Raw genomic sequence first — 18,370 nt, 5'->3', positions numbered from 1 at the left:
CAAGGAGGGGCGGATGGCTCGTGGGATGCTCGCGGCGGGCGTGGTGGCAGGTGTGGTGTGCGTCGCGGCGCTGTCCGGAACCGTTGAGGCGCAGACGGTTCGCGCCCAGCGGGTCAGCAGCGCCAGCTTCAACCGCCCCATCCTCGTCACGCAGCCCGAGGGCGTGCACGATCGGCTGTGGGTGGTGGAGCAGCCCGGCACGATCCGCGTGATGAACGCCGCGACCGGTGCGGTCGAGCCCACGCCGTTCCTCACCGTCCCGAGCGTCCGCTACGGCGGCGAGGGCGGGCTGCTGGGCATGGCCTTCCACCCCCAGTACGCCAGCAACGGCTACTTCTACCTCTACTACAACCGCGTCGCCAGCCCCACCGACCAGCGCGTGATCGTCCGCTACCGCGTGAGCGCCGCCAACCCCAACATCGCGGACCCCGACTCCGCCGCCACCATCTGGGCCTACACCGCCAGCACCGGGAACCACAACGGCGGCTGGATCGCCTTCGCCCCCAACGACCCCGACGGCAACCTGTTCATCGCATGGGGCGAGCGCGGCGTCTCCACCAACGCCCCCGACATCACCGACAACGCCCTGGGCAAGATCCACCGTCTCGACGTCGACGGCCTGGACAACATCCCTGGCAATGCCGACGACGACCAGTTCCCCGCCGACGCCAACAAGCACTACGCGATCCCCTCCGACAACCCCTTCGTGAACGTCGAAGGCGACGACGAGATCTGGGCCTACGGCCTGCGCAACCCGTGGCGGTGCTCCTTCGACCGCCTCACCGGTGAGCTGTACATCGGGGACGTGGGCGCGGGCGTGTGGGAGGAGATCAATGTCGCCCCTGCCCCGCCCGCGGCCGCTGGCCGCAACTATGGCTGGAACTGCATGGAGGGGTTCTTCTGCAACGGCAGCACCACCAGCACCAGCTGCGCCTGCAACAACCCGTCGCTGGTGCCGCCGGCGTACGCGTACCTCAGCGGCGGCACCAGCGAGTGCGCCGTGTCGGGCGGGTACGTGTACCGGGGCTGCGCGATGCCGTGGCTGCACGGGAAGTACCTCTTCGGCGACTACTGCTCGGGCAAGGTGTGGACCAGCGTCTACGACGGGACGCTGCTGACCGAGATCACCGACATCACCGCGCAGGTGTGGTCGGGGCAGCCACGCCCGGCCATCTACAGCTTCGGCCAGGACGCCAGCGGCGAGCTGTACATCTGCGGCAGCAACGGCGGGGTGTACCGCCTCGTGAGTACCGACGTCGCCAGCCAGTGCGGGTGCGGCACCTCTGACTTCAACCACGACGGCGACGTCGGCACCGACCAGGACATCGAGGCCTTCTTCGCCTGCCTGGGCGGCACCTGTCCCGCGGGCGAGGACTCGGACTTCAACGGCGACGGCGATATCGGCACCGACCAGGACATCGAGGCGTTCTTCCGGGTGCTGGGTGGAGGGTGGTGCTGAGGGTTGGTGGGGTTGGTGGCGGCGCCTGAGCCGCGCGGTACGCTCGCGGCGTGTTCGGGCGCGTGACAATCCTGGATGACCGCGGGGCGTCGGTCCCGCTCTTTGACGAGCGGGACGTGCGGACGCGCGAGGACCGCGAGGCGGTGGTCGCGGCCGTGGCGGCGCAGCGGCTGCCCAGCAACGCCCACCTCAACCGCTCGGAGGTCGCGGGGGCACTCCTCCCAATCGCGCTGTTCATCGGCGTGTTCATCGTGTACCAGCAGTGGATCAGGCCCGTGATCACCAGCCGCGTGGTGGAGGCGCTGGCCTTCCTGGTGCCCTTCTTCGCCGCCGTGTACTGCCTGCGCGGCATCGACCGGCGCGGCAAGGCCGCGCGGGTGCGGGTGGCGCTGCTGAAGATCGGCCGCTGCCCCAGCTGCGGGTACGCCCTCGCAGGCGTGGAGGCCGAGCCCGACGGCTGTCGCGTGTGCCCGGAGTGCGGGGGGGCGTGGCGGGTGGAGGTGTAACTCCGCGGCATAGTCGCGGCGCTCGAGCGGGGGTGGGCGCGGTAGGCTGGCGGTGTGATCGGGCGTGTGATGATCAGGGATCACCGTGGCCGGCGTGTCGAGATGATGCGTGTGTCGTGGTACGGCAGGAAGAACCGCGAGGTGGTGCAGGCCGCTCAGGATTCGCTCATAGGACAGCCGTGGTCGCGGCGGAAACTGAAGAACTGGCTCGCCGCGATCGTCGTGGGGGGCGGGGCACCGCTGGTAGCGACGCTCGCGGCGTCCTGGCTGCGGCCGATCATCGGCGTTGATTGGGCGTTCGCGGTCACGCTGGTTGTCATGCTGGCGTGGTTCGCCACCGCCGGGCAATGGATATGGCGCCGCACCAGCGCCGAGCCGCTCAGCGCGGAGCTGGTCCGGCGCGGGTGCTGCGCCAGCTGCGGCTACAACCTGTGGGACCTCGTGCCCGAACCCGACGGTTGCCGCGTGTGCCCGGAGTGCGGGGGGGCGTGGCGGGTGGAGAGGTGAGTGGGCGGGAGCAGGTTGGGGATAGGAGCCAGAGGACTCATAGGAGTCATATGAGGGGACCGCGAACTGAGTGGACGCAGTGTGTGTGACTTGCGGGGTAGCCGACGTGGTGAAGTGGGGGGCGCTCTTCCCTTGGCGTGGTTCGGGACGGGGAGGGGAAGACCCTCGCTGGCGCGTCGGGCTCGTTGGCGTGCGGGCGACGGCGAGGGCGCGGAGGATGGTGGTGGCCGCGCGGCGGGACTCGATGTTGGCGAGCTGGGCCTGCTTGCTGATTTCGCGGGGTTGGGTGAGCAGGCGCGAGAGGGTTTCGAGGGCCTGGTGCTCCATGCGGGCGTGGGTGAGGGTGCGGTGCTGGGCGAGGTAGGGCGCGATGTCTTCACGGGCGGAGAAGGTGAGCAGTTCGAGCGGCGTGGACTGTGCGCTGGACGCGGCCTCGAGGAGGTCGAAGTCGCTGAGGATGAGGGCGAGGAGGGTGGACTGGTCGTGGAGGGAGAGGGGGGGCAATGTGGGATGTGCGATGTCGGATGTCGGATGTGGGGGAGTTGCGTTGGAGGAGGGCAAGGCGCGCGAGCCGGGCGGCAGTTCGCTGCAAGTCGAACGAACCCACCCCAACCCCTCCCTCAGGGAGGGGCTTTCGGATGAGGCGCGGTCGGCGCACGCGGCGTCCTGGGCGGGTGGGTTCGCTTGCATGGCGGGCTCCTGGGTGTGGAGGCGTGGGCGGAAGGCTGGGGCGGGTGCGGGGCTGGGGCGTGTAGAGGAATCTAGGGCGCGGGGGACGCGGCGGGAAGAGGGGCTGCGCGCATGTCCACGAGTTTGCGCACAAACGTGGTTGTGACGCGCGCAAGTGGTTGTGGGGATTGGGGCGGAGATTTTGTGCGCGGTGCTGCGGTTGACTGGTACCGTTGATGCATGCCGCTGGAGGTACAGGTCTGGTCCCACCCCGACTACGAAGGGCTTGTGGCGGAAGTGACGTGCGCGGAGGGCGTCGTGGCGATTGTGTCGGAGCCCAGTGGTGCGGGCGGGGATTACCGCGTGGAGTTATTTGCGCCGCTTGTGGGGCAGCGCGCGTGGCGGTTTGAGGTGGGGGTGCTGAGGGCGGCGCTGGATGAGGCGGTGACCGAGTTGCGGCGTCTGAGGCGTGACGGTGGGGCGGGTGAGGCCGGTGGCTGAGGGTCCGGGCAGGGAGTCGCAAGAGGGGCCCGACTAAAACCCCTTTTGCACCAGCGGAGTTTTAAGCGACGAGGGACGCCGCGCAACCGAGAGGGGTTTCAGTCAGGGCCGCCCCTCTCGAGCTCTCGGGCCGTTCTCAGTGGATTGGACGGTGGCCGTGAACCCGCACGGGCGGACAACGCCGCCATGGGGTGCGCCAATGCACCCGCGCTCACTCCTGCCACGCGTAGCGGAAGCCGCGGATGGCGGCGGCCGCGGGATCGGCCTCGAAGAACCGGTCCGGGTTGGTGTAGACCGGCTCGTAGTTCGGATCGTCGTCGTTCTCCGGCTCGGAGAGGATCACTTGAAGGAACGGGAAAAGGCCCGAGGCCACCATGTACGCAGAATCCGATCCGAGCTCGTGGTCAACGAAGACGACCGGGCGCGGGCCGGTCGCCGGGCAGACCAGGCAGTAGAGGTCGCCGCAGCCGTCGTTGGCGATGGGGACCCAGCGGCGCTCCGCAAGCGACGGGTCAAGCTCGAGTTCGCCCGCGATGCTGAGCTGCGCGTCGGTGCCGTAGAAGCGGTCGATGTCGCGGAGGGAGACAACCCCGCCGCGGAAGAGGGAGAGCCAGTGCAGGAGGTCCTGGGGGAGTTCGAAGGGAACCGCGAGGCGGAGGAGCGCGATCTCGTGCCGGTTGGCGGGCTGGGGCGGGGGGAGATCATGGCGGAGGCAGTGCGCGGCCAGGCGGGCGAGGAGCTGGGCGGGGGATTCCGGCTGCATGCCGCGCAGCGTAGCAATCGGCGCCTCGCACGCTGGTGCGGACGGGTCCCGCACCTCGCGGTGCCTTCAGCAGGGAGTCGCAAGAGGGGCGGCTGAGCCCCTTTTGCACCAGCGGAGTTTTCAGGGACGAGGGACGCGGCTCAACGGCCTCCAGAAGGTCCACTCCCGATGGGAGCCATGCGAGTGCATGAGAACGCATGCGGGACACTCGTCAGCTCTGTGATGGCGGTTTCTTCTGTGAACGGTGCTGGAGGCGGGCCCTGGTCATGGCTTCGCGCATGCCGCCGTGCTTGAGGAAGTCGTGCTCGAGGCGCCGCACCTGCTGGTCGAGAAGGTAGTTGGTCTGGTGGATCAGGCAGAGAGCGATGTTGGCGACGACCTCGGGGGGCTTGGTTTTTGCAAAGTCGATGAGGAGGGCGCGGGCTTCGGCGGGGGTGCGGGAGGGGTGTGAGCAATGGGAGGCAGGAGAGGCATGTGACCCGGTGGAGCTCGGGTGGAGTTCGCGGGAGAGCTGTCGAACGAAGAGCGCCTCCTTAGAGTTGCGGTCCCAGATCGGTAGCTCTCGGGGGCGCAGGTAGTCGAGGTAGTCGTTGAGCAGTTCCTCGAGGCTGGCGCGGGCGACGTTGGTGAGCTTGATCTCCATCTCGCGGGAGGTGAGCCCGGCCTTGCTGCCCTCGATGATGTTCTGCTTGCCCGAACGTGCGGCCTGGGTCATCTGATCGACGGTGCGATCACCCCTCGACAAGAACCGCTCGCAGAAGTGGAAGGTGATGTCGAAGATCACCTCGGCCTTCTGGAATGACAGGAGGAGGTGGTAGTCGCGGTGGACGGGCAGGAAGTGCTCGGGGGAGTCGGGCATCGGAAGACTCGCCTTGATTGCATGCGTTCACATGCACTCCCATGACTCCCATGGGAGCCATGGGAAGCATGCGAGAGCATGGGACGTGAGCAAGTCTAACGAGGCCTAGGCGCGTTGGTGAGGTCGCGGAGTATGAGGTAGAGCTCTTCGACTCTAATAGTGTCGTGGCGGGTGGTGATGTGGACGCGGCCTTCGGGGGTTTCAATGAAGAGGTGGGGGCCGGTGGCGCCACGGCGGAGCCTGACGGAGCGGACGTCCGCGATGGGGCACTCGTAGTGGGGCAGGGTGCGGGTGCGGAAGAGGCCGGTGGTGATCGGCGCGTTGTGGAACTCGATCACGCGGCGGAACTCGTGGACCTTGATATTGCGGGAGGCGGGGGTGCGGCGGGCGATGATGGGGTGGACAAAGAGGGTGATGGCGAGGACCCACACCACGGCGGCGATGGCGGCGTAAATCCAGCGATTGGGGTCGTTGGTGGCGCGGACGGCGGCGTAGGTGAGGGCGGCGGCGGCGAGGGGCGCGAAAACGAGCGCGCGGCGGTAGTGCGAGATCGGGGCGCGCGAGCGCAGGCCCCAGGAGTAGACGAAGGGTTTCAGGGTGGGGTCGGGGGTGGGTCCCGGAGTGGGCATGCCGCGGCACGATAGCAGTCGGTGCGATCGCGCGGTCAACGTTTCTTTGTCAACGCGCGCACGAGCCGTCGGAAGAGTCCGGGCGGGTTGCGTTCCCAGAACGGGATCGTGCTGCGGAGGTAATCGGACATCGTGCCGCGCTCGTTGACGTCTACGAGGTCGACGGGGGCGTCAGCTTCGGTGGTCCAGGCGAGCAGGGTTGGTTCCAGCCGAGCGCGTGCCTCATGGAAGTGAGGTCCGGCGGCGAGGCCGATGGTGACGACGGGTGCCGGGTCGGTCCCGACGGTGTACATCTGGCCGAGATACGCCGCGGTGGCATGCGGGTCGGTGGCGAGCGCCTGGGCGATGGAGTTCAGCAGCTTTGTGGGGCGTTGGCTCGGCTGGCCGAAGAAGATCCTTTGGGGCTGCATGCGGTGGGAGCGTACCGCATCGTGGAGGGTGAGGTGCGAGCACCCCTTCGGGCTGCGGACACGGACGCGTGCGTGACCGGGGGTTACGCTCGCGGACTCGCTAACCCACGGCTACATGCGGTCACCCCTACGGGGTGAAGACCCTCGCTTGCGCGTCGGGCTCGTTGGTCCTCGGCAATGTCGAGATCAGCGGGTGCCGGCGCTGACGGCGGTTTTGGCGTTGGCGCCGATCGACACCTTCACCGGCACGAACGTGGGCTTGACTCTCTTCTCGAACTCGCCCCAGAACTTGTTCATGATGGTGCGGACGGCCCAGTTGTTGCCGTCGGCGAGGCCGCAGATGGTGGTGCCGGGCATGGAGCCCATACTGGTTGCGATCTCGAGGGCGAGGTCGAGGTCCTTGGTTTTGGCGTTGCCCTCTTCGATGCGGCCCATGAGCTGGTAGAGCCAGCCGGAGCCTTCGCGGCAGGGGGTGCACTGGCCGCAGCTTTCGTGCTTGAAGAAGCGGGCGATGTTGCGGGCGACGGCCACCATGTCGGTGTCCTCGTCGAAGATGGTGGGGCAGGCCGTGCCCAGGCCCAGGACGTTGTACTTGCGGCCGATGTCGAAGTCGAGCTCGGCGTCGAACTGGTCGGTGCCGAGGATGCCCATGGAGATGCCGCCGGGGATGGCGGCTTTGAACTTCTTGCCGTGCTTCATGCCGCCGCAGAGCTGGGGGTGCTCGACGAGGGTGCGGAGTTTGATGCCCAGCTCGAGCTCGAAGATGCCGGGGCGGTTGACGTGGCCGGAGACGCCCATGAGCTTGGTGCCGTAGGAGGGCGGGTTGTTGCCGCCGAGGCTGCTGGCGACGCCCTGCTTCGTGAACCACTCGGGGCCGTTGACGATGATGCTGGGGAGGTGGGCGAGGGTCTCGACGTTGTTGATGATGGTCGGCTTGCCGAAGAGGCCCTTGATGGCGGGGAAGGGGGGCTTGATGCGCGGCCAGCCGCGCTTGCCCTCGAGGGCCTCGAGCAGGCCGGTCTCTTCGCCGCAGATGTAGGCGCCGGCGCCGCGGTGGACGTAGCAGTCGACCTGGAAGGGGCGGCCGTTGGCGGCGGAGGTGCGGAGGTTGCCGAGGATGTCGCGGGCGGAGGATGAAGACGAAGGCACACCGGTCGGGAGACCGGTGCCACCAAATACCCCCGCGGCGTAGGCCTCCTTAATGGCCTCCTCGAGGACGTGGGCCTGGTGGTGGTACTCGCCGCGGATGAAGATGTAGGCGGTGGGGATGCGGCAGGCGTAGCAGGCAATGGCGATGCCTTCGAGCAGCAGGTGGGGGTCGAAGTCCATGAGCAGCCGGTCCTTGAAGGTGCCGGGCTCGGACTCGTCGGCGTTGACGGCGAGGTAGCGCTGGCCCGCGTCGGGTTCGGTGCCGTCGGGGTTGGGGGTGACCTTGGGGAGGAAGGTCCACTTGAGGCCGGTGGGGAAGCCGGCGCCGCCGCGGCCGCGGAGGGTGGATTTTTTGACGGCGTCGGTGACGTCGTCGGGCTTCATGGCGAGGGCCTTGCGGAGGCCCTCGTAGCCGCCTGTTTTGAGGTACTCGTCGATGTGGACGATGTGGCGGAGCTTCGGGTCGGCGTAGGGCCAGCAGGGGATGCGCTGGGTGAGGATGGGCCCAGAGAGGTTGGGGTTGATGCTGGGGTCTTTGCCAGGAGCGGGGGCGGGGGTGGCCATAGGCGGGGAGTGTAGGGGTAGAGGCAGGGGCCGTGGTCAGCGGGCGGGGCGGGGCATGGTGTACTCGATGCGGGCGCCGTAGATCCGGGCCACCTGCAGGCCGCCGCGGACGTAGATGCTGAGGGTGCCGCCCTCGTTGTTGACTTGGTGGTTGAGGTTCGAGGCGGTCAGGGTCAGCACGCCTGCGTCGGTGGTGGAGACGTCGTAGATGTTGGTGGCGGTGGCCTCGGACCCGAACCAGGGCGTGTAGAGCACGCGGAAGCGGACGAAGTTCCCAGACTGGTTCAGCACCCTGAGCTCGGCACCCGTGATGGTGGCGCCGTGGGGGAGGTTGAGCGGCGCGAACATGTGGATGTTCGACGCGGTGGGCGCGCTCACGTGGCCGTTGAGGCTGTGCACGGCGATGTAGTCGGTCCCGACGAAGGCGGTGGGGCTGATGGAGATGTACGAGGTCACGGGGGCGGAGTACTCGAACTCGTCCGCGCGGGCGGTGCCGGCGACGTCGAGGCGGCGCTCGGGGGATGGGTTGCCGATGCCGACGTTCTGGTTGCTGGTGACGCTCAGGGGAAGGCCGTTGTTGACCAGGTGCCACGTGCCGCCCGAGTCGAGCATGCTCCAGGCGTACTGGCCGTTGACGGCGTAGCCGTAGAAGGGCAGGCCCGACTCGCCGGCGGTGGAGCTGATGTACATGCCCACGTAGCCGGTCTGGGCGGGGGAGTTCTGGAGGCCGAAGACTTCGGCGCTGGTGAGGGGGAAGCCGCGGTTGACGCCGGTGAAGCCGTTGAACTGGTTGATGCCCCAGAACTGGTTGGTCGCGTCGAGGCGTGGGATGTTGCTGGTGAGACGGTCGTCGGGGAGGAGGCCGGTGAGGCCGGCGGCGGGGGCGGAGAGGGCGTAGGAGGCCGCGGGCGACGCGGTGAGGTTCGTGCGTGGCTCGAGGGTGACGAGCCCGGCGGGGTCGGCGCAGGAGAGGCCGGTGTCCTGACGCGCGCGGACCTGGAGGTACCGGGACGGGCCGCCGAACACGGGTCCGAAGTCGAGCTGGACGGTGAAGCGGCCGCCGGTGATCGTAAGGTTGTCGGAGCAGAGGGTTGGGCCGACTTGCGTGGCTCCGGCGGCGGAATCGAACAGCCGGAACTCAAGGTCGAAGACGCCGCTGGCGGGCTGGCCGCCGTTGGCGAGCTCGCCCTGGTAGGTGAAGGTGCTGGTGAGGGGCTGGGCAAGGGCGGGGAGCGCGAGCAAGGGCGTTGCGAGCAGCGCGAGCGGCCACCGGGCGGGACGGGTACGCATGGGATGGACCTCCGGAGGGCGGCAAAGGTAGCACGGGGTCGGTGTTTGGCAAGACGTGGCGTTTGCTATTGACCGCGGGCCGGGCGGGTCTTAGGTGATTGGGATGGGCTACTGGCGCGGCGTCATCGCGCCCGGGGTGTGCGCGGCGATCGTTGCCGGCGCGAGCGGCTGCGCGGCCGACCCGGAGCTGGCGCGGTACGAGGGCGGCGGGCGGGCGCGATCGCGGCGGCGCTGGCGGGGTCGTGGCCGCGGATGGGTTGATCGCGGATGATGACTGCGGGCCGGAGCTGCCCAAGCCGAAGAAGAAGAGAGAGAAGAAGTAGCGTGCGGGCGGGGCGGACGAGGGCGACGGTGACGGGCGTCACGTGCCCGGCGGGTGCAGAACGATGCCGTACTCCTCGATGGGCAGGCCGTCATCGGCGAGGCGGAGCGTGCAGGAGGTGGGGTAATAGCGTGGGCCGGTCCGCCACTGGTTGCCGTTGACGACCACGGCCGCGGGCACGTTGTTAGCGGTGTTGAGGAAGTGGTCGCGGATGACGGGGGACGCGAAGGGGTTGGTGCGGACCGTACAGGTGAAGAAGCTGCGGCCGCCGGTGCTTTGGCCGGTCGTGGGGTCCATTGGCAGGAGGAGTCCGGAGGTGGGGCCGTAGACCACGATGCTGGGGTCGGCGGCGTTGTTGATGGCGAAGATCGTGCCCGGCAGGTCGGTTGAGGGTGGGTCGGTGACCGCAGAGCCGCTGACGGTGCGGAGGAGATTGAGCTGCGTGCCGGAAGGGTGCAGCTCGGCTTCTTCGTAGGTGACGCCGTCGACGCTGGTGAGGCGGAGCTGACGGATGGCGATGTTGCTGGTTGACCAGACCACGCTGGCGCCGTTGCAGGCAAGGGTCATGTTGAGCGGCGGCCGTGTCCCGGTCAGGATCCAGTCGGCCCAGGTGGTGTCGCTGGTCAGGGGGCGGCGGACCTTGAACGTGCCCTGCTGGAACGTGTAGCCGCCGGTCGGAGTGTTTCCGCTGGCGGACATCACGCGGTTGACGGTGTACGCGCCGACGAGCGTGGCGGGGGTGCCGCCGAGGGTGACGGTGAAGGTGGAGCCCGCGGGCAGGCCGCTGGTGACTAATGGGCTTGTCGCGCCCGCCGCCGCGCGGTGCTGGATGGAGCCGTCGGGGAAGCGGAAGCCGGCGGGAGCGCTGGCGTGGGCGGTCTGCGCGACCGCGGCGGTCAGAGCGAAGGAGGCGTTGGGCGTGGCGGTGAGCGGCGTCCGCGGCGTCAGTGTGGTGAAGCCGGAGGCGTCGCCGCACCCGCTGCCGGTGTCGGGCCGGACCAGGATTTCGAGGTGCTGCTGCACGCCGGTGAACTGAGGGCCGAAGTCGAGCTCCACCGTGAAGCGGCCGTCCACAACCGCGACATCATCGGCGCAGAGCGTGACGCCCGACTGAGTGCCGCCCGCCGGCGCGGAGAAGAGGGCGAAACGGAGGTCGTACGTGCCGCTCGCGGGGCCGCCGGACGCGCCGAGCTCGCCCTGGTAGGTGAAGGCGGTGGTGAGGGGCTGACCGAGCGCGGGGGCCGCGGGCAGGATCAGGGCGAGGGCGAGCGGCCACAGGTGAAGACGGGTACGCATCGTGGGCACCTCTAAAGGAGGGCCAAGTTAGCACGATGGGGGCGGTTGGCAAGGGTGTACGCGGGGTCGTGCTGGTGCGATGACCAAGGTTCTCGGCCCCTGCAGCAGCGGCGCCCCGTCAGTTCCAGAACAAGCGGATCGCGCCCGCGGTGCCGGCGCTGTTGAGAAGGTTGCTGGGGGTGGTGCCGAGGCCGCCACGGCCCGCGGACATGGTCCCAAGCGGAGTTCCGGCGGTGCGTCCTTCACCAAAGTTGCCGCCGGCGGGCATCATGGTGGTACCAACCTGGTTGCACAGGAGCGCGATGCCGTTCCCGCCGGTCGCGCCGTTTTCAATGCTCAGAAGACTCACGGATGGGTGCATCAGGGGCCCGTTGCCGCCCTGCCCACCGGCGCCAGAGGCCGGACCGGGAGGTGACACGAAGTAGGACTGGTTGTGGAGCTGCCCGACGAAGCCGCCGGTGCCCCCCGGGGCCATGAAGATGATGTTTCCGGTTCGGCTGATGGTGGATGGGCCCCCGTGCTGGCCGGGAGCGGTGGTGCTGGCCTGACCGCCGGCCCCGACAACAAGCGTGAGGGTCTCACCGGGCGTGACGGGGAAGGTGATGCGCGCGTACATCCCGCCGCCGCCGCCGCCCCCGCCGCCGCGGTAGGGGTAGTTGGGAAACTGGCAGGAGGTCGCGAGGTTACCGTCGGTGCGGACACCACCGCCGCCACCGCCGCCGCCCCAAATGTCCGCACCAATGGAAGAGACGCCCTCGGGCACGACGAACGTGCTCGTGCCTGGGGTGGTGAAGTCCTGCTGGTTGGGTGGGGGCAGCCCCTCGCCCATTTGGAAGGGCGCCCAATAGGCCCCGTTGTAGCCCTCAAAGCGGCCGTTCTCGGCGTTGTAGCGGACGGCGCCGGGGAGGTTCTGCGTGCGCGAGGGGAAGGCGAGGGCGTACGCGGCGGTGGGGGCGGTGGTCACCGGCTGACGCGGCGTGAGGGTCGTGTAGCCCGAGGTGGTGGCGCAGCCCACCAGCCCGGTGGGGTCGGCGCGGACCTGCACCTCGAGGTAGGCGCCGGCGGTCTTGCCGAAGGGCGCATTGGGAAGGGTGACGGTGAAGAGGCCGTCGGTGACCTCGACGTTGTCGATGCAGGTGGTGGCGGCAAGGGCCGCGCCGCCGGCTTGGGCGTCATAGGGGGTGACGCGGATGTCGTGCAGGCCGTTGGCGGATGCACCGCCGTTGGTGAGCCGGCCCTGGAAGGTGATAGAAGTGTTGGTGGGCTGCGCGAGGACGGGGGCGGCGAGCAGAGCGGCGAAGAGCGTGAGGGATCGGAGCATGTGGTGCATCTCGGTAATGGGCTTGTTCAGCGTGCGGGGCGGGGCATGGTGTAGTCGATGCGGACGCCGCGGACGCTGAGGGCGGTGCTGGTCCAGGAGCCGGTGGGGACGGCGGTCACGAAGTAGGTGTTGGTGGAGTTTTCAACGAGTTCGGAGAGGCCGGAGACGGTGAGCGTGAGGACGGTGGTCGAGTTGCCCGAGCTGGTGGTCTGGGCGATGAGGTTGCCGGTGGTCGAGGTGGGCGCCTGCTCGATGAGAGAGCAGGTGAGATTGATGGCGGAGGAGAAGTCCACGACGTAGAAGCGCACGGCGGTGATGGTGGCGCCGTTGGGAAGGTGCACAGGGGCGACAAGGCCTTCGGTGGTGGTGCTCTGTGGGTACACGGCCGCGATGCTGCCGTTGTTGATTGAGAGGGGCGTGCCGTCGCGTGAGACGAAGTCGGAAGGGGCGAGCATGTAGAAGGAGGTGACGTTGCCGCCGTAGGAGAAGTCGTTGGCGGTGATGACGTTGGCCACCTGTATGTTGCCGCTGGACACGGCCATGTTGCCGCCGGTGACGCGGATGAGGGAGTTGGGGTCGCTGGCGAGGTCGGCGGAGGTGATGGAGTTATCCGTGAGAACCCCGCCGGCGCCGCCGCTCACGCCGTTGTTGGCAAGGGCGAAGGTGGTGCCGGTGAGCGAGAGCCCCGCGCCGGCGGTGTAGGTGGTGTTGGTGTCGGCGTCGGGCTCGGCGTTCCAGGAGACGCCGTTGAACTTGAGGACCTCGCCGGCGGTGGCGCCCGCGGTGGAGAGCGCGAAGGTGGTCCCGGTGAGGGCGAGGCCGTTGCCCGCAGCGTAGGTGGTGTTGGTGTCCGCATCGGGCTCGGCACTCCAGGAAACACCGTTGAACTTGAGCACCTCGCCGGCAGTGGCGCCCGCGGTGGAGAGTGATAAAGTGGTGCCGCTGAGTGAGAGGCCGTTGCCGGCGACGTATGTCGTGTCGGTGTCCGCGGCGGGTGCGAAGGCGGCGCCGTTCCACTTGAGCACCTGGCCGTTGCTGGCGGAGGTGATGCTGGATCCCGTGCCGCCGTGCCCGGGGCTGAGGATGCCCACGTTGATGTTGGAGGCGTTGAGGCCGGTCAGGCCGGTGCCGTTGCCGGCGAAGGTGTTGCTGCTGCTCTGAAGGTTGACGGGATTGGAGTAGGTGCCGGACAGGCGGGCGTTGGGCAGCGTGCCTGAGGCAAGGTTGGCGGCGTTGGTGTAGAAGGTTGGCGGCTGGCCGTTGAGCTGCGTGGCGTTGCTGGCGGTGGACGCGTTGAAGGCGTTGGACGCGGTGAGGGCGAAGGCGGCGTTGGGCGCGGCCGTGAGCTGCGTGCGCGGGGCGAGGGTCTCCAGGCCGGTCGCGTTGCCACAGGCGAGGCCGGAATCCTGACGCACACGGACCTCGAGGTAGCGGGTCTGGCCGTTGAACTGAGCGCCGAAGTCGAGCTGCACGGCGAAGCGGCCGTTCACGACGTCGAGGTTGTCCATGCAGAGCGTGGGGCCGACCTGGAGGCCGCCGGTGGGGGCGCTGTAAAGGGCGAACTCGAAGTCGTGCAGGCCGGCAGCGGGGCCGCCGGCGCTGGCGAGCTCACCCTGGTAGGTGAATGCGTTGGTGAGAGGCTGGGCAAGGGCGGGGGCGGCGACCACCAGGCAGAGCGCGGCGGCGATGGACTTCATGGGAACTCCTCCAAAGGCGACAGGCTACCGCGCCTGTGCGGTGCGCCAAGAGAGAGTTCCGCAGTCAGGGTTGAGCACGAATAGCGCACGATCTCCGTCAACGGAGGACGTCCGCAACGAGCCTGGAACGAAGTGACGGGTTCATGGGGCGCGCTGCGCATAGAGAGGCTCGGAGGGCCCGCTCACTTCGTTCGCGGCTCGTACCGAACGCAACTGTGGTGGAACGCGAGCACATCTCCGTGGAACGGCTAGTTGCCCATCACGATGAACTGGAAGGGGGAGGCGGTGCCGGCGCCGGTGGAGACGTTCTGCACGATGACGGTGGCGAAGGTGGTCTGGGTCTGGGTGATGTGGGCCTTGCAGCAGGCGCCCATGGGGGTGGCGACGATCACGGGCGGGTTTGTGAATGGTGTGGTGAAGTTGATCACGAAGGTGCCGGTGACGGAGCTGGTGACGGTGAAGCCGGGGGAGCTGCGGGCGGCGTCAATGGTGGCGTTGGCGTTGACCTGGCCGCGGAGGGTGCGGTCGGGCTGGGGGGACTTCACGGCGAAGAAGTTGCCGGAGGAGTGGAGGCGGACCTCGCCCAGGACGTGGAGCGCCGAGGCGGGGGCCGTGGTGCCGATGCCGATGCCGCCGTTGGAGTGGATGACCAGGCCGCGCTGGAACTGCGGCGTGCCGCCCTGGCGGTCGGTGATCTGGAGGAAGTCCCCGCCGGTGGAGGAGCGGGTGTGGAAGAGCCATTCCTCGCTGGCGGCGCCGGCGAGGATGTCGCCGTTGGCCACATGGAACTTGGCGGCGGGGGTGGTGGTGCCCACGCCCACGTTCCCGTTGTTGCCCACGCTGAGGTGGACGCCGGTGCTGGAGAGGAACTCGGTGCGGCCGGCGCTGGGCCCGGTGTGGAAGAAGCCGAAGAAGCCGTCGGCGCCGCCGTTGAAGGTGAGATCGCCGTTGACAGGCTCGACGGCGAGGGCGGAGCCGCTGCCGGAGCGGACGTCGAGCGGGCCGGAGGGGAAGGTCGTGCCGATGCCCACGCGTCCGCCCGCATCGACAAATACAGCGGGGTTGGGGGAGCCGTCGTGGGCTGACAGGGAGGTGGCGCTGAGCGCGGAGACGGCGCGTGGTGCGGAGGTGATCGGCTGCCGGGGCGAGAGGACGGTGTAGCCGGTGGTGTCGGCGCACGCGAGCCCGGTGTCGGCCCGTACCTCGACCTCCAGGAAGTAGCTGAAGCCGGGGGTGAGGATCTCGGAAAAGTCGAGCGTGACGGTGAAGAGGCCGTTCTGCACGTCGAGGTTGTCGGCGCAGAGGGTGGGGCCGATGGGGGTGCTGTTATGGAAGAGGCGGAAGCGGAGGTCGTGCGGGCCGCTGGCGGGCTCGCCGGCGTTGTCGAGGCGGCCCTGGTAGGTGAAGGCGGTCTGGGCCAGGGCGGGGGCAGCGGCGACGGTCAGTGCAAAGGGCGCGAGGACGAGCGCGGCGAGGATGGTGCGCATGGGAGCGTCTCCGGAAAGGAGCGGACACGCTACCGCGCGGGGGGTGGGATGTGGAGTGAAATTGCGTGCGCCGCGGCTGGTCAGCAGAGCAGGGCGAGGCGGTGGTAGAGGCTGAGGTAGTGGCCGTCGGTGGGGAGGCCGACCTTGAGGGCGATGCGGCGGAGCTCCTCGTCGGTGAGGAGGCGGAGCAGGGCGCGGGTCGCGGCGGTGCTGTCGTTGGAGGAGCGGGCGAGGGTGCGCGGCTCGTCGCTCAGCTGGTGCAGCGCTTCCCGGAACTGGTCAGCGACCTCGCGGGCGCGGGCGGGGCGGAGGGTGGAGATGATGAACCCGGGGGTGAGCGTCGTGAAGAGATCGTCGCCCAGCGCGGTGTCGTCAGCAGGGGGGGCGGGCTCGGAGGTGCGCGGCGCGTGTCCTTGCGCCAGATCGGGGAGTTCGTCCTGCATGGGTGTGCTGCCTGCCCGTGTTGACGGTGCGCTTTCGGCCGGAAGGGCGCAGGGCTGGTCACACACCACTCTGCGCGCGGCCTGATCGATCCTGGTACGAGACGGAGGGAATGTACCGGGCAGGAGCGAGCCGTCCAGTGGGTTGTGGATGAATCGATTCTGAGGTGGACTTCAGGTTGCCCATGTTCGCGCGGAGGCGGGCCGCGCGAAGGAACGGGGCCCTGGTGAAGGGGCCGCCGCTTCGGGAAGGAAGAAGACGGGGCCAAAGCTAGGCGCGGGCCCGATCGTCAATCGGCACGTCGCCCGGGGTTCAGAGTCGGTCAGGGGCTGACGGTGTTGATGGTGTAGGTGACCTTGGCGCCCAGGATGCTCATGTAGCTCGTGCCGTTGAGTGGAAACTGGAACCAGACGAGGTAGGCGTAGTTGTTGTTGTCGACGACGGGTGTCGCGATCGAGGTGGTGACGTAGGGCCCCGAACCGTCGGAGATGAGCGTCGCCATGGTGGTGGAGCTGGGGCCGGAGAGGGAGTCGCGGTGCAGCTGGGCGGTGACGTTGGGGCCGGCACCGCCCTGGATGAACACCTCGAACTGCGTGATCACGGCGTTGTGGGGGAGCGTGATCTGGCCGATGGCCAGGCCGGTTCCGCCGGGTGCGTTGGGGATGATCTGCGGGAGCAGCCCGTTGGGTGTGTTCGCGAGCGTGAGGACTGCGCCGGGGTTGAGGCTCAGTGACGAGGCCGAGATGTTGAGCGAGCGGGTGGTGGTGGGGACGTAGAGATCGCCCGCGAAGGTCACGTCGGTGCTGCCGCGGGGGATGGAGATGGCGGGGGTCTCGGTCGTGCCGAGGAAGGTGCCAAGGCGGAGGGTGTTGGAGATGGTGTCGTAGGCGAGGCGGCCGCCGCCGGGGGTGGCGAGGTCCTCGCGGAGGGTGAGGGCCGCGGTGGTGGCGGAGCCCGCGTCGGCCTCGAGGATGATGCCGGCGGCGCCGCTCGCGTTGGTGATGTGGAGCTGGGCCTCGGGGGTGGTCTCGTTGAAGCCGATATTGCCCGAGGAGACGGAGAGCAGGCTGCCCGAGACGCGGCTGAGGGAGAGTGGGTCGCTGGCGAGCAGGCCGCTGGTGATGGCGTTGTTGGGGACGGAGAAGGTGGTGCCCGAGAGGGCGAGGCCCTGGCCGGCGGTGTAGGCGGGCGGGGCGGCGGGGGTCTGCGGGGCCCACTGCGAGCCGTTGAAGGTGAGGACCTGGTTGGTGCTGGGGGGCGTGGAGGAGATGGTGGTGCCGCGGAGGCGGGTGACGGAGGTTGCGCCCACGGCGCCGGTGACGTCGCCGGCGAGGGCGGGGAGGTCGGTGGCGGCGATGGTGCCGATGCCCCACACGCCCGCGGCGGTGGAGCGGAGGTACTGGCCGCTGGAGGCGGGCAGCTGGTTGGAGAGGCCGGTGCCGCCGCGGGCGGGGGCGAGGGTGCCGGAGGCGATGTTGGAGGCGTTGAGGTTGGTGATGGCGGCGCCGCTGCCGGCGATGGTGGTGGCGGAGATGGCTCCCGCGTCGAAGCCGCCGGAGCTGTTGCGGAGCACGAGGGTGTTGGGCGCGTTGATGGGCGTGCCGCTGGTGCGGGAGTTGTCGATGGTGCCCGCGGTGATGTTGCCGGCGTTGAGGCCGGTGAGGTTGCCGCCGAAGCCGACGAAGCTGCTGCCGGTGACGGTCTGGGCGGAGATGTTGCCGGAGGCGTCGCGGAGCACGAGGGTGCCGGGGGTGTTGAAGGACGTGCCGGTGGTGCGGGCGTTGGGGAGGACGCCGCTGGTGAAGTTCGACGCGTTGGTGTAGAAGGCGGCGGGCTGGCCGTTGAGCTGCGTGGCGTTCGTCGCGGTGGCGGCGCTACTGGCGGTCGCCGCGGTGAGGGCGAAGGCGGCGTTGGGGGCGGCGGTCAGGCTCGCGCGCGGCGACAGGGTGGTGAGGCCGGCGCTGCTGGAGCAGTCCAGGCCGGTGTCGGGGCGGACGCGGACCTCGAGGTGGCGCTGCTGCCCCTGGAAGAGGGCGCCGAAGTCGAGCTCCACGGCGAAGCGGCCGCCCGTGACACTGACGTTGTCGGCGCACAGCGTGGGGCCCACCTGCGTGGTGCCGCTCGCGTCGGTGAAGAGGGCGAACTGCAGGTCGTAGGTGCCGGTGACGGGGCTGCCGCTGTCGGCCAGCTCGCCCTGGTAGGTAAAGGCGGTGGTCAGCGGTTGAGAAAAGGCGGGCGCGGCGGTGAGGGCGGTGATCGCGGCGGTGAGGATCAGGGCGGGGCGCATGCGGGGGCTCCAGAGTGAGGCGGGCAGGCTACCGCGCCGGTCAAGCACCCCGGCCGCGGCACCCGGGGCGGCGGGGGCCGGGAACCGCGTTTTTGGCCCCCCGACGCGGTTTCCGCCCGGGAATGGACCGTCCACTCCCGGGCGTCCCCCGCCGCCGCCGGGGAGCGGGCCATCCTCGCGCGGGCGGGGGCCGTGCCCGCCTGGGAGCGGGCC

The 18,370-nt window shown here is 69.2% G+C and carries 16 protein-coding genes; 4 read left to right on the top strand and 12 right to left on the bottom strand.

The window, feature by feature from the left end; all coding sequences use genetic code 11:
• The first annotated feature begins 13 nt into the window (after positions 1–13).
• The 4 genes from VD997_07060 to VD997_07045 all read left to right on the top strand — a co-directional run bounded on the left by VD997_07060 (position 14) and on the right by VD997_07045 (position 3,642).
• Positions 14–1,459 (top strand): PQQ-dependent sugar dehydrogenase, encoded by a 1,446-nt coding sequence (locus VD997_07060; GenBank protein HYE61739.1) that lies wholly within the window; start codon positions 14–16, stop codon positions 1,457–1,459.
• A gap of 50 nt (positions 1,460–1,509) precedes the next feature.
• Complete coding sequence (locus tag VD997_07055) at positions 1,510–1,965, top strand: zinc ribbon domain-containing protein (protein ID HYE61738.1); 456 nt, start codon at positions 1,510–1,512, stop codon at positions 1,963–1,965.
• Positions 1,966–2,019: 54 nt separating this feature from the next.
• The gene (locus tag VD997_07050; GenBank protein ID HYE61737.1) at positions 2,020–2,472 is read left to right on the top strand and encodes a hypothetical protein; all 453 of its coding nucleotides are present in this window, start codon (positions 2,020–2,022) and stop codon (positions 2,470–2,472) included.
• A 909-nt stretch (positions 2,473–3,381) separates the two neighbouring features.
• Positions 3,382–3,642 carry a hypothetical protein gene (locus VD997_07045; protein HYE61736.1) on the top strand — a complete coding sequence of 87 codons (261 nt, stop codon included), beginning with the start codon at positions 3,382–3,384 and terminating at the stop codon, positions 3,640–3,642.
• A gap of 211 nt (positions 3,643–3,853) precedes the next feature.
• On the opposite strand, the gene VD997_07040 is transcribed toward VD997_07045, so the two are convergent.
• The 12 genes from VD997_07040 to VD997_06985 all read right to left on the bottom strand — a co-directional run bounded on the left by VD997_07040 (position 3,854) and on the right by VD997_06985 (position 18,157).
• Positions 3,854–4,405, bottom strand: a complete 552-nt coding sequence (locus VD997_07040; protein HYE61735.1) for an SMI1/KNR4 family protein — start codon at positions 4,403–4,405, stop codon at positions 3,854–3,856.
• 211 nt (positions 4,406–4,616) lie between these two features.
• On the bottom strand, positions 4,617–5,264 hold the full coding sequence (locus tag VD997_07035) for a four helix bundle suffix domain-containing protein (GenBank protein HYE61734.1): 648 nt from the start codon (positions 5,262–5,264) through the stop codon (positions 4,617–4,619).
• Between the two features lie 95 nt (positions 5,265–5,359).
• Complete coding sequence (locus tag VD997_07030; protein ID HYE61733.1) at positions 5,360–5,893, bottom strand: hypothetical protein; 534 nt, start codon at positions 5,891–5,893, stop codon at positions 5,360–5,362.
• A gap of 35 nt (positions 5,894–5,928) precedes the next feature.
• Entirely contained in the window at positions 5,929–6,303 is a 375-nt protein-coding gene (locus tag VD997_07025) for an enhanced serine sensitivity protein SseB C-terminal domain-containing protein (GenBank protein ID HYE61732.1), read from the bottom strand.
• A 186-nt stretch (positions 6,304–6,489) separates the two neighbouring features.
• The gene (locus VD997_07020) at positions 6,490–8,016 is read right to left on the bottom strand and encodes an NADH-ubiquinone oxidoreductase-F iron-sulfur binding region domain-containing protein (GenBank protein HYE61731.1); all 1,527 of its coding nucleotides are present in this window, start codon (positions 8,014–8,016) and stop codon (positions 6,490–6,492) included.
• Positions 8,017–8,052: 36 nt separating this feature from the next.
• Positions 8,053–9,306, bottom strand: a complete 1,254-nt coding sequence (locus tag VD997_07015; protein ID HYE61730.1) for a hypothetical protein — start codon at positions 9,304–9,306, stop codon at positions 8,053–8,055.
• Between the two features lie 361 nt (positions 9,307–9,667).
• The gene (locus tag VD997_07010) at positions 9,668–10,924 is read right to left on the bottom strand and encodes a hypothetical protein (GenBank protein HYE61729.1); all 1,257 of its coding nucleotides are present in this window, start codon (positions 10,922–10,924) and stop codon (positions 9,668–9,670) included.
• A 118-nt stretch (positions 10,925–11,042) separates the two neighbouring features.
• Complete coding sequence (locus VD997_07005; GenBank protein ID HYE61728.1) at positions 11,043–12,245, bottom strand: hypothetical protein; 1,203 nt, start codon at positions 12,243–12,245, stop codon at positions 11,043–11,045.
• Positions 12,246–12,271: 26 nt separating this feature from the next.
• Positions 12,272–13,942 carry a hypothetical protein gene (locus VD997_07000; protein ID HYE61727.1) on the bottom strand — a complete coding sequence of 557 codons (1,671 nt, stop codon included), beginning with the start codon at positions 13,940–13,942 and terminating at the stop codon, positions 12,272–12,274.
• A 248-nt stretch (positions 13,943–14,190) separates the two neighbouring features.
• Positions 14,191–15,429 carry a hypothetical protein gene (locus VD997_06995; GenBank protein HYE61726.1) on the bottom strand — a complete coding sequence of 413 codons (1,239 nt, stop codon included), beginning with the start codon at positions 15,427–15,429 and terminating at the stop codon, positions 14,191–14,193.
• A gap of 80 nt (positions 15,430–15,509) precedes the next feature.
• On the bottom strand, positions 15,510–15,872 hold the full coding sequence (locus VD997_06990; protein ID HYE61725.1) for a hypothetical protein: 363 nt from the start codon (positions 15,870–15,872) through the stop codon (positions 15,510–15,512).
• Positions 15,873–16,192: 320 nt separating this feature from the next.
• Positions 16,193–18,157 (bottom strand): hypothetical protein, encoded by a 1,965-nt coding sequence (locus VD997_06985; GenBank protein HYE61724.1) that lies wholly within the window; start codon positions 18,155–18,157, stop codon positions 16,193–16,195.
• Positions 18,158–18,370: the final 213 nt, after the last annotated feature.

This window comes from Phycisphaerales bacterium (assembly GCA_035627955.1).
Classification (GTDB): Bacteria; Planctomycetota; Phycisphaerae; order Phycisphaerales; family UBA1924; genus JAEYTB01.
This window is presented reverse-complemented; position numbering and strand designations above follow the sequence as displayed.

What these genes read in the sequence shown, in the direction of transcription:
- VD997_07060 (HYE61739.1), top strand. Translation starts at nt 14, where the DNA reads ATGGCTCGTGGGATGCTCGCGGCGGGCGTGGTGGCAGGTGTGGTGTGC.
- VD997_07045 (HYE61736.1), top strand. Translation starts at nt 3,382, where the DNA reads ATGCCGCTGGAGGTACAGGTCTGGTCCCACCCCGACTACGAAGGGCTT.
- VD997_07040 (HYE61735.1), bottom strand. Translation starts at nt 4,405, where the DNA reads ATGCAGCCGGAATCCCCCGCCCAGCTCCTCGCCCGCCTGGCCGCGCAC.
- VD997_07035 (HYE61734.1), bottom strand. Translation starts at nt 5,264, where the DNA reads ATGCCCGACTCCCCCGAGCACTTCCTGCCCGTCCACCGCGACTACCAC.
- VD997_07030 (HYE61733.1), bottom strand. Translation starts at nt 5,893, where the DNA reads ATGCCCACTCCGGGACCCACCCCCGACCCCACCCTGAAACCCTTCGTC.
- VD997_07025 (HYE61732.1), bottom strand. Translation starts at nt 6,303, where the DNA reads ATGCAGCCCCAAAGGATCTTCTTCGGCCAGCCGAGCCAACGCCCCACA.
- VD997_07020 (HYE61731.1), bottom strand. Translation starts at nt 8,016, where the DNA reads ATGGCCACCCCCGCCCCCGCTCCTGGCAAAGACCCCAGCATCAACCCC.
- VD997_07015 (HYE61730.1), bottom strand. Translation starts at nt 9,306, where the DNA reads ATGCGTACCCGTCCCGCCCGGTGGCCGCTCGCGCTGCTCGCAACGCCC.
- VD997_07010 (HYE61729.1), bottom strand. Translation starts at nt 10,924, where the DNA reads ATGCGTACCCGTCTTCACCTGTGGCCGCTCGCCCTCGCCCTGATCCTG.
- VD997_07005 (HYE61728.1), bottom strand. Translation starts at nt 12,245, where the DNA reads ATGCTCCGATCCCTCACGCTCTTCGCCGCTCTGCTCGCCGCCCCCGTC.
- VD997_07000 (HYE61727.1), bottom strand. Translation starts at nt 13,942, where the DNA reads ATGAAGTCCATCGCCGCCGCGCTCTGCCTGGTGGTCGCCGCCCCCGCC.
- VD997_06995 (HYE61726.1), bottom strand. Translation starts at nt 15,429, where the DNA reads ATGCGCACCATCCTCGCCGCGCTCGTCCTCGCGCCCTTTGCACTGACC.
- VD997_06990 (HYE61725.1), bottom strand. Translation starts at nt 15,872, where the DNA reads ATGCAGGACGAACTCCCCGATCTGGCGCAAGGACACGCGCCGCGCACC.
- VD997_06985 (HYE61724.1), bottom strand. Translation starts at nt 18,157, where the DNA reads ATGCGCCCCGCCCTGATCCTCACCGCCGCGATCACCGCCCTCACCGCC.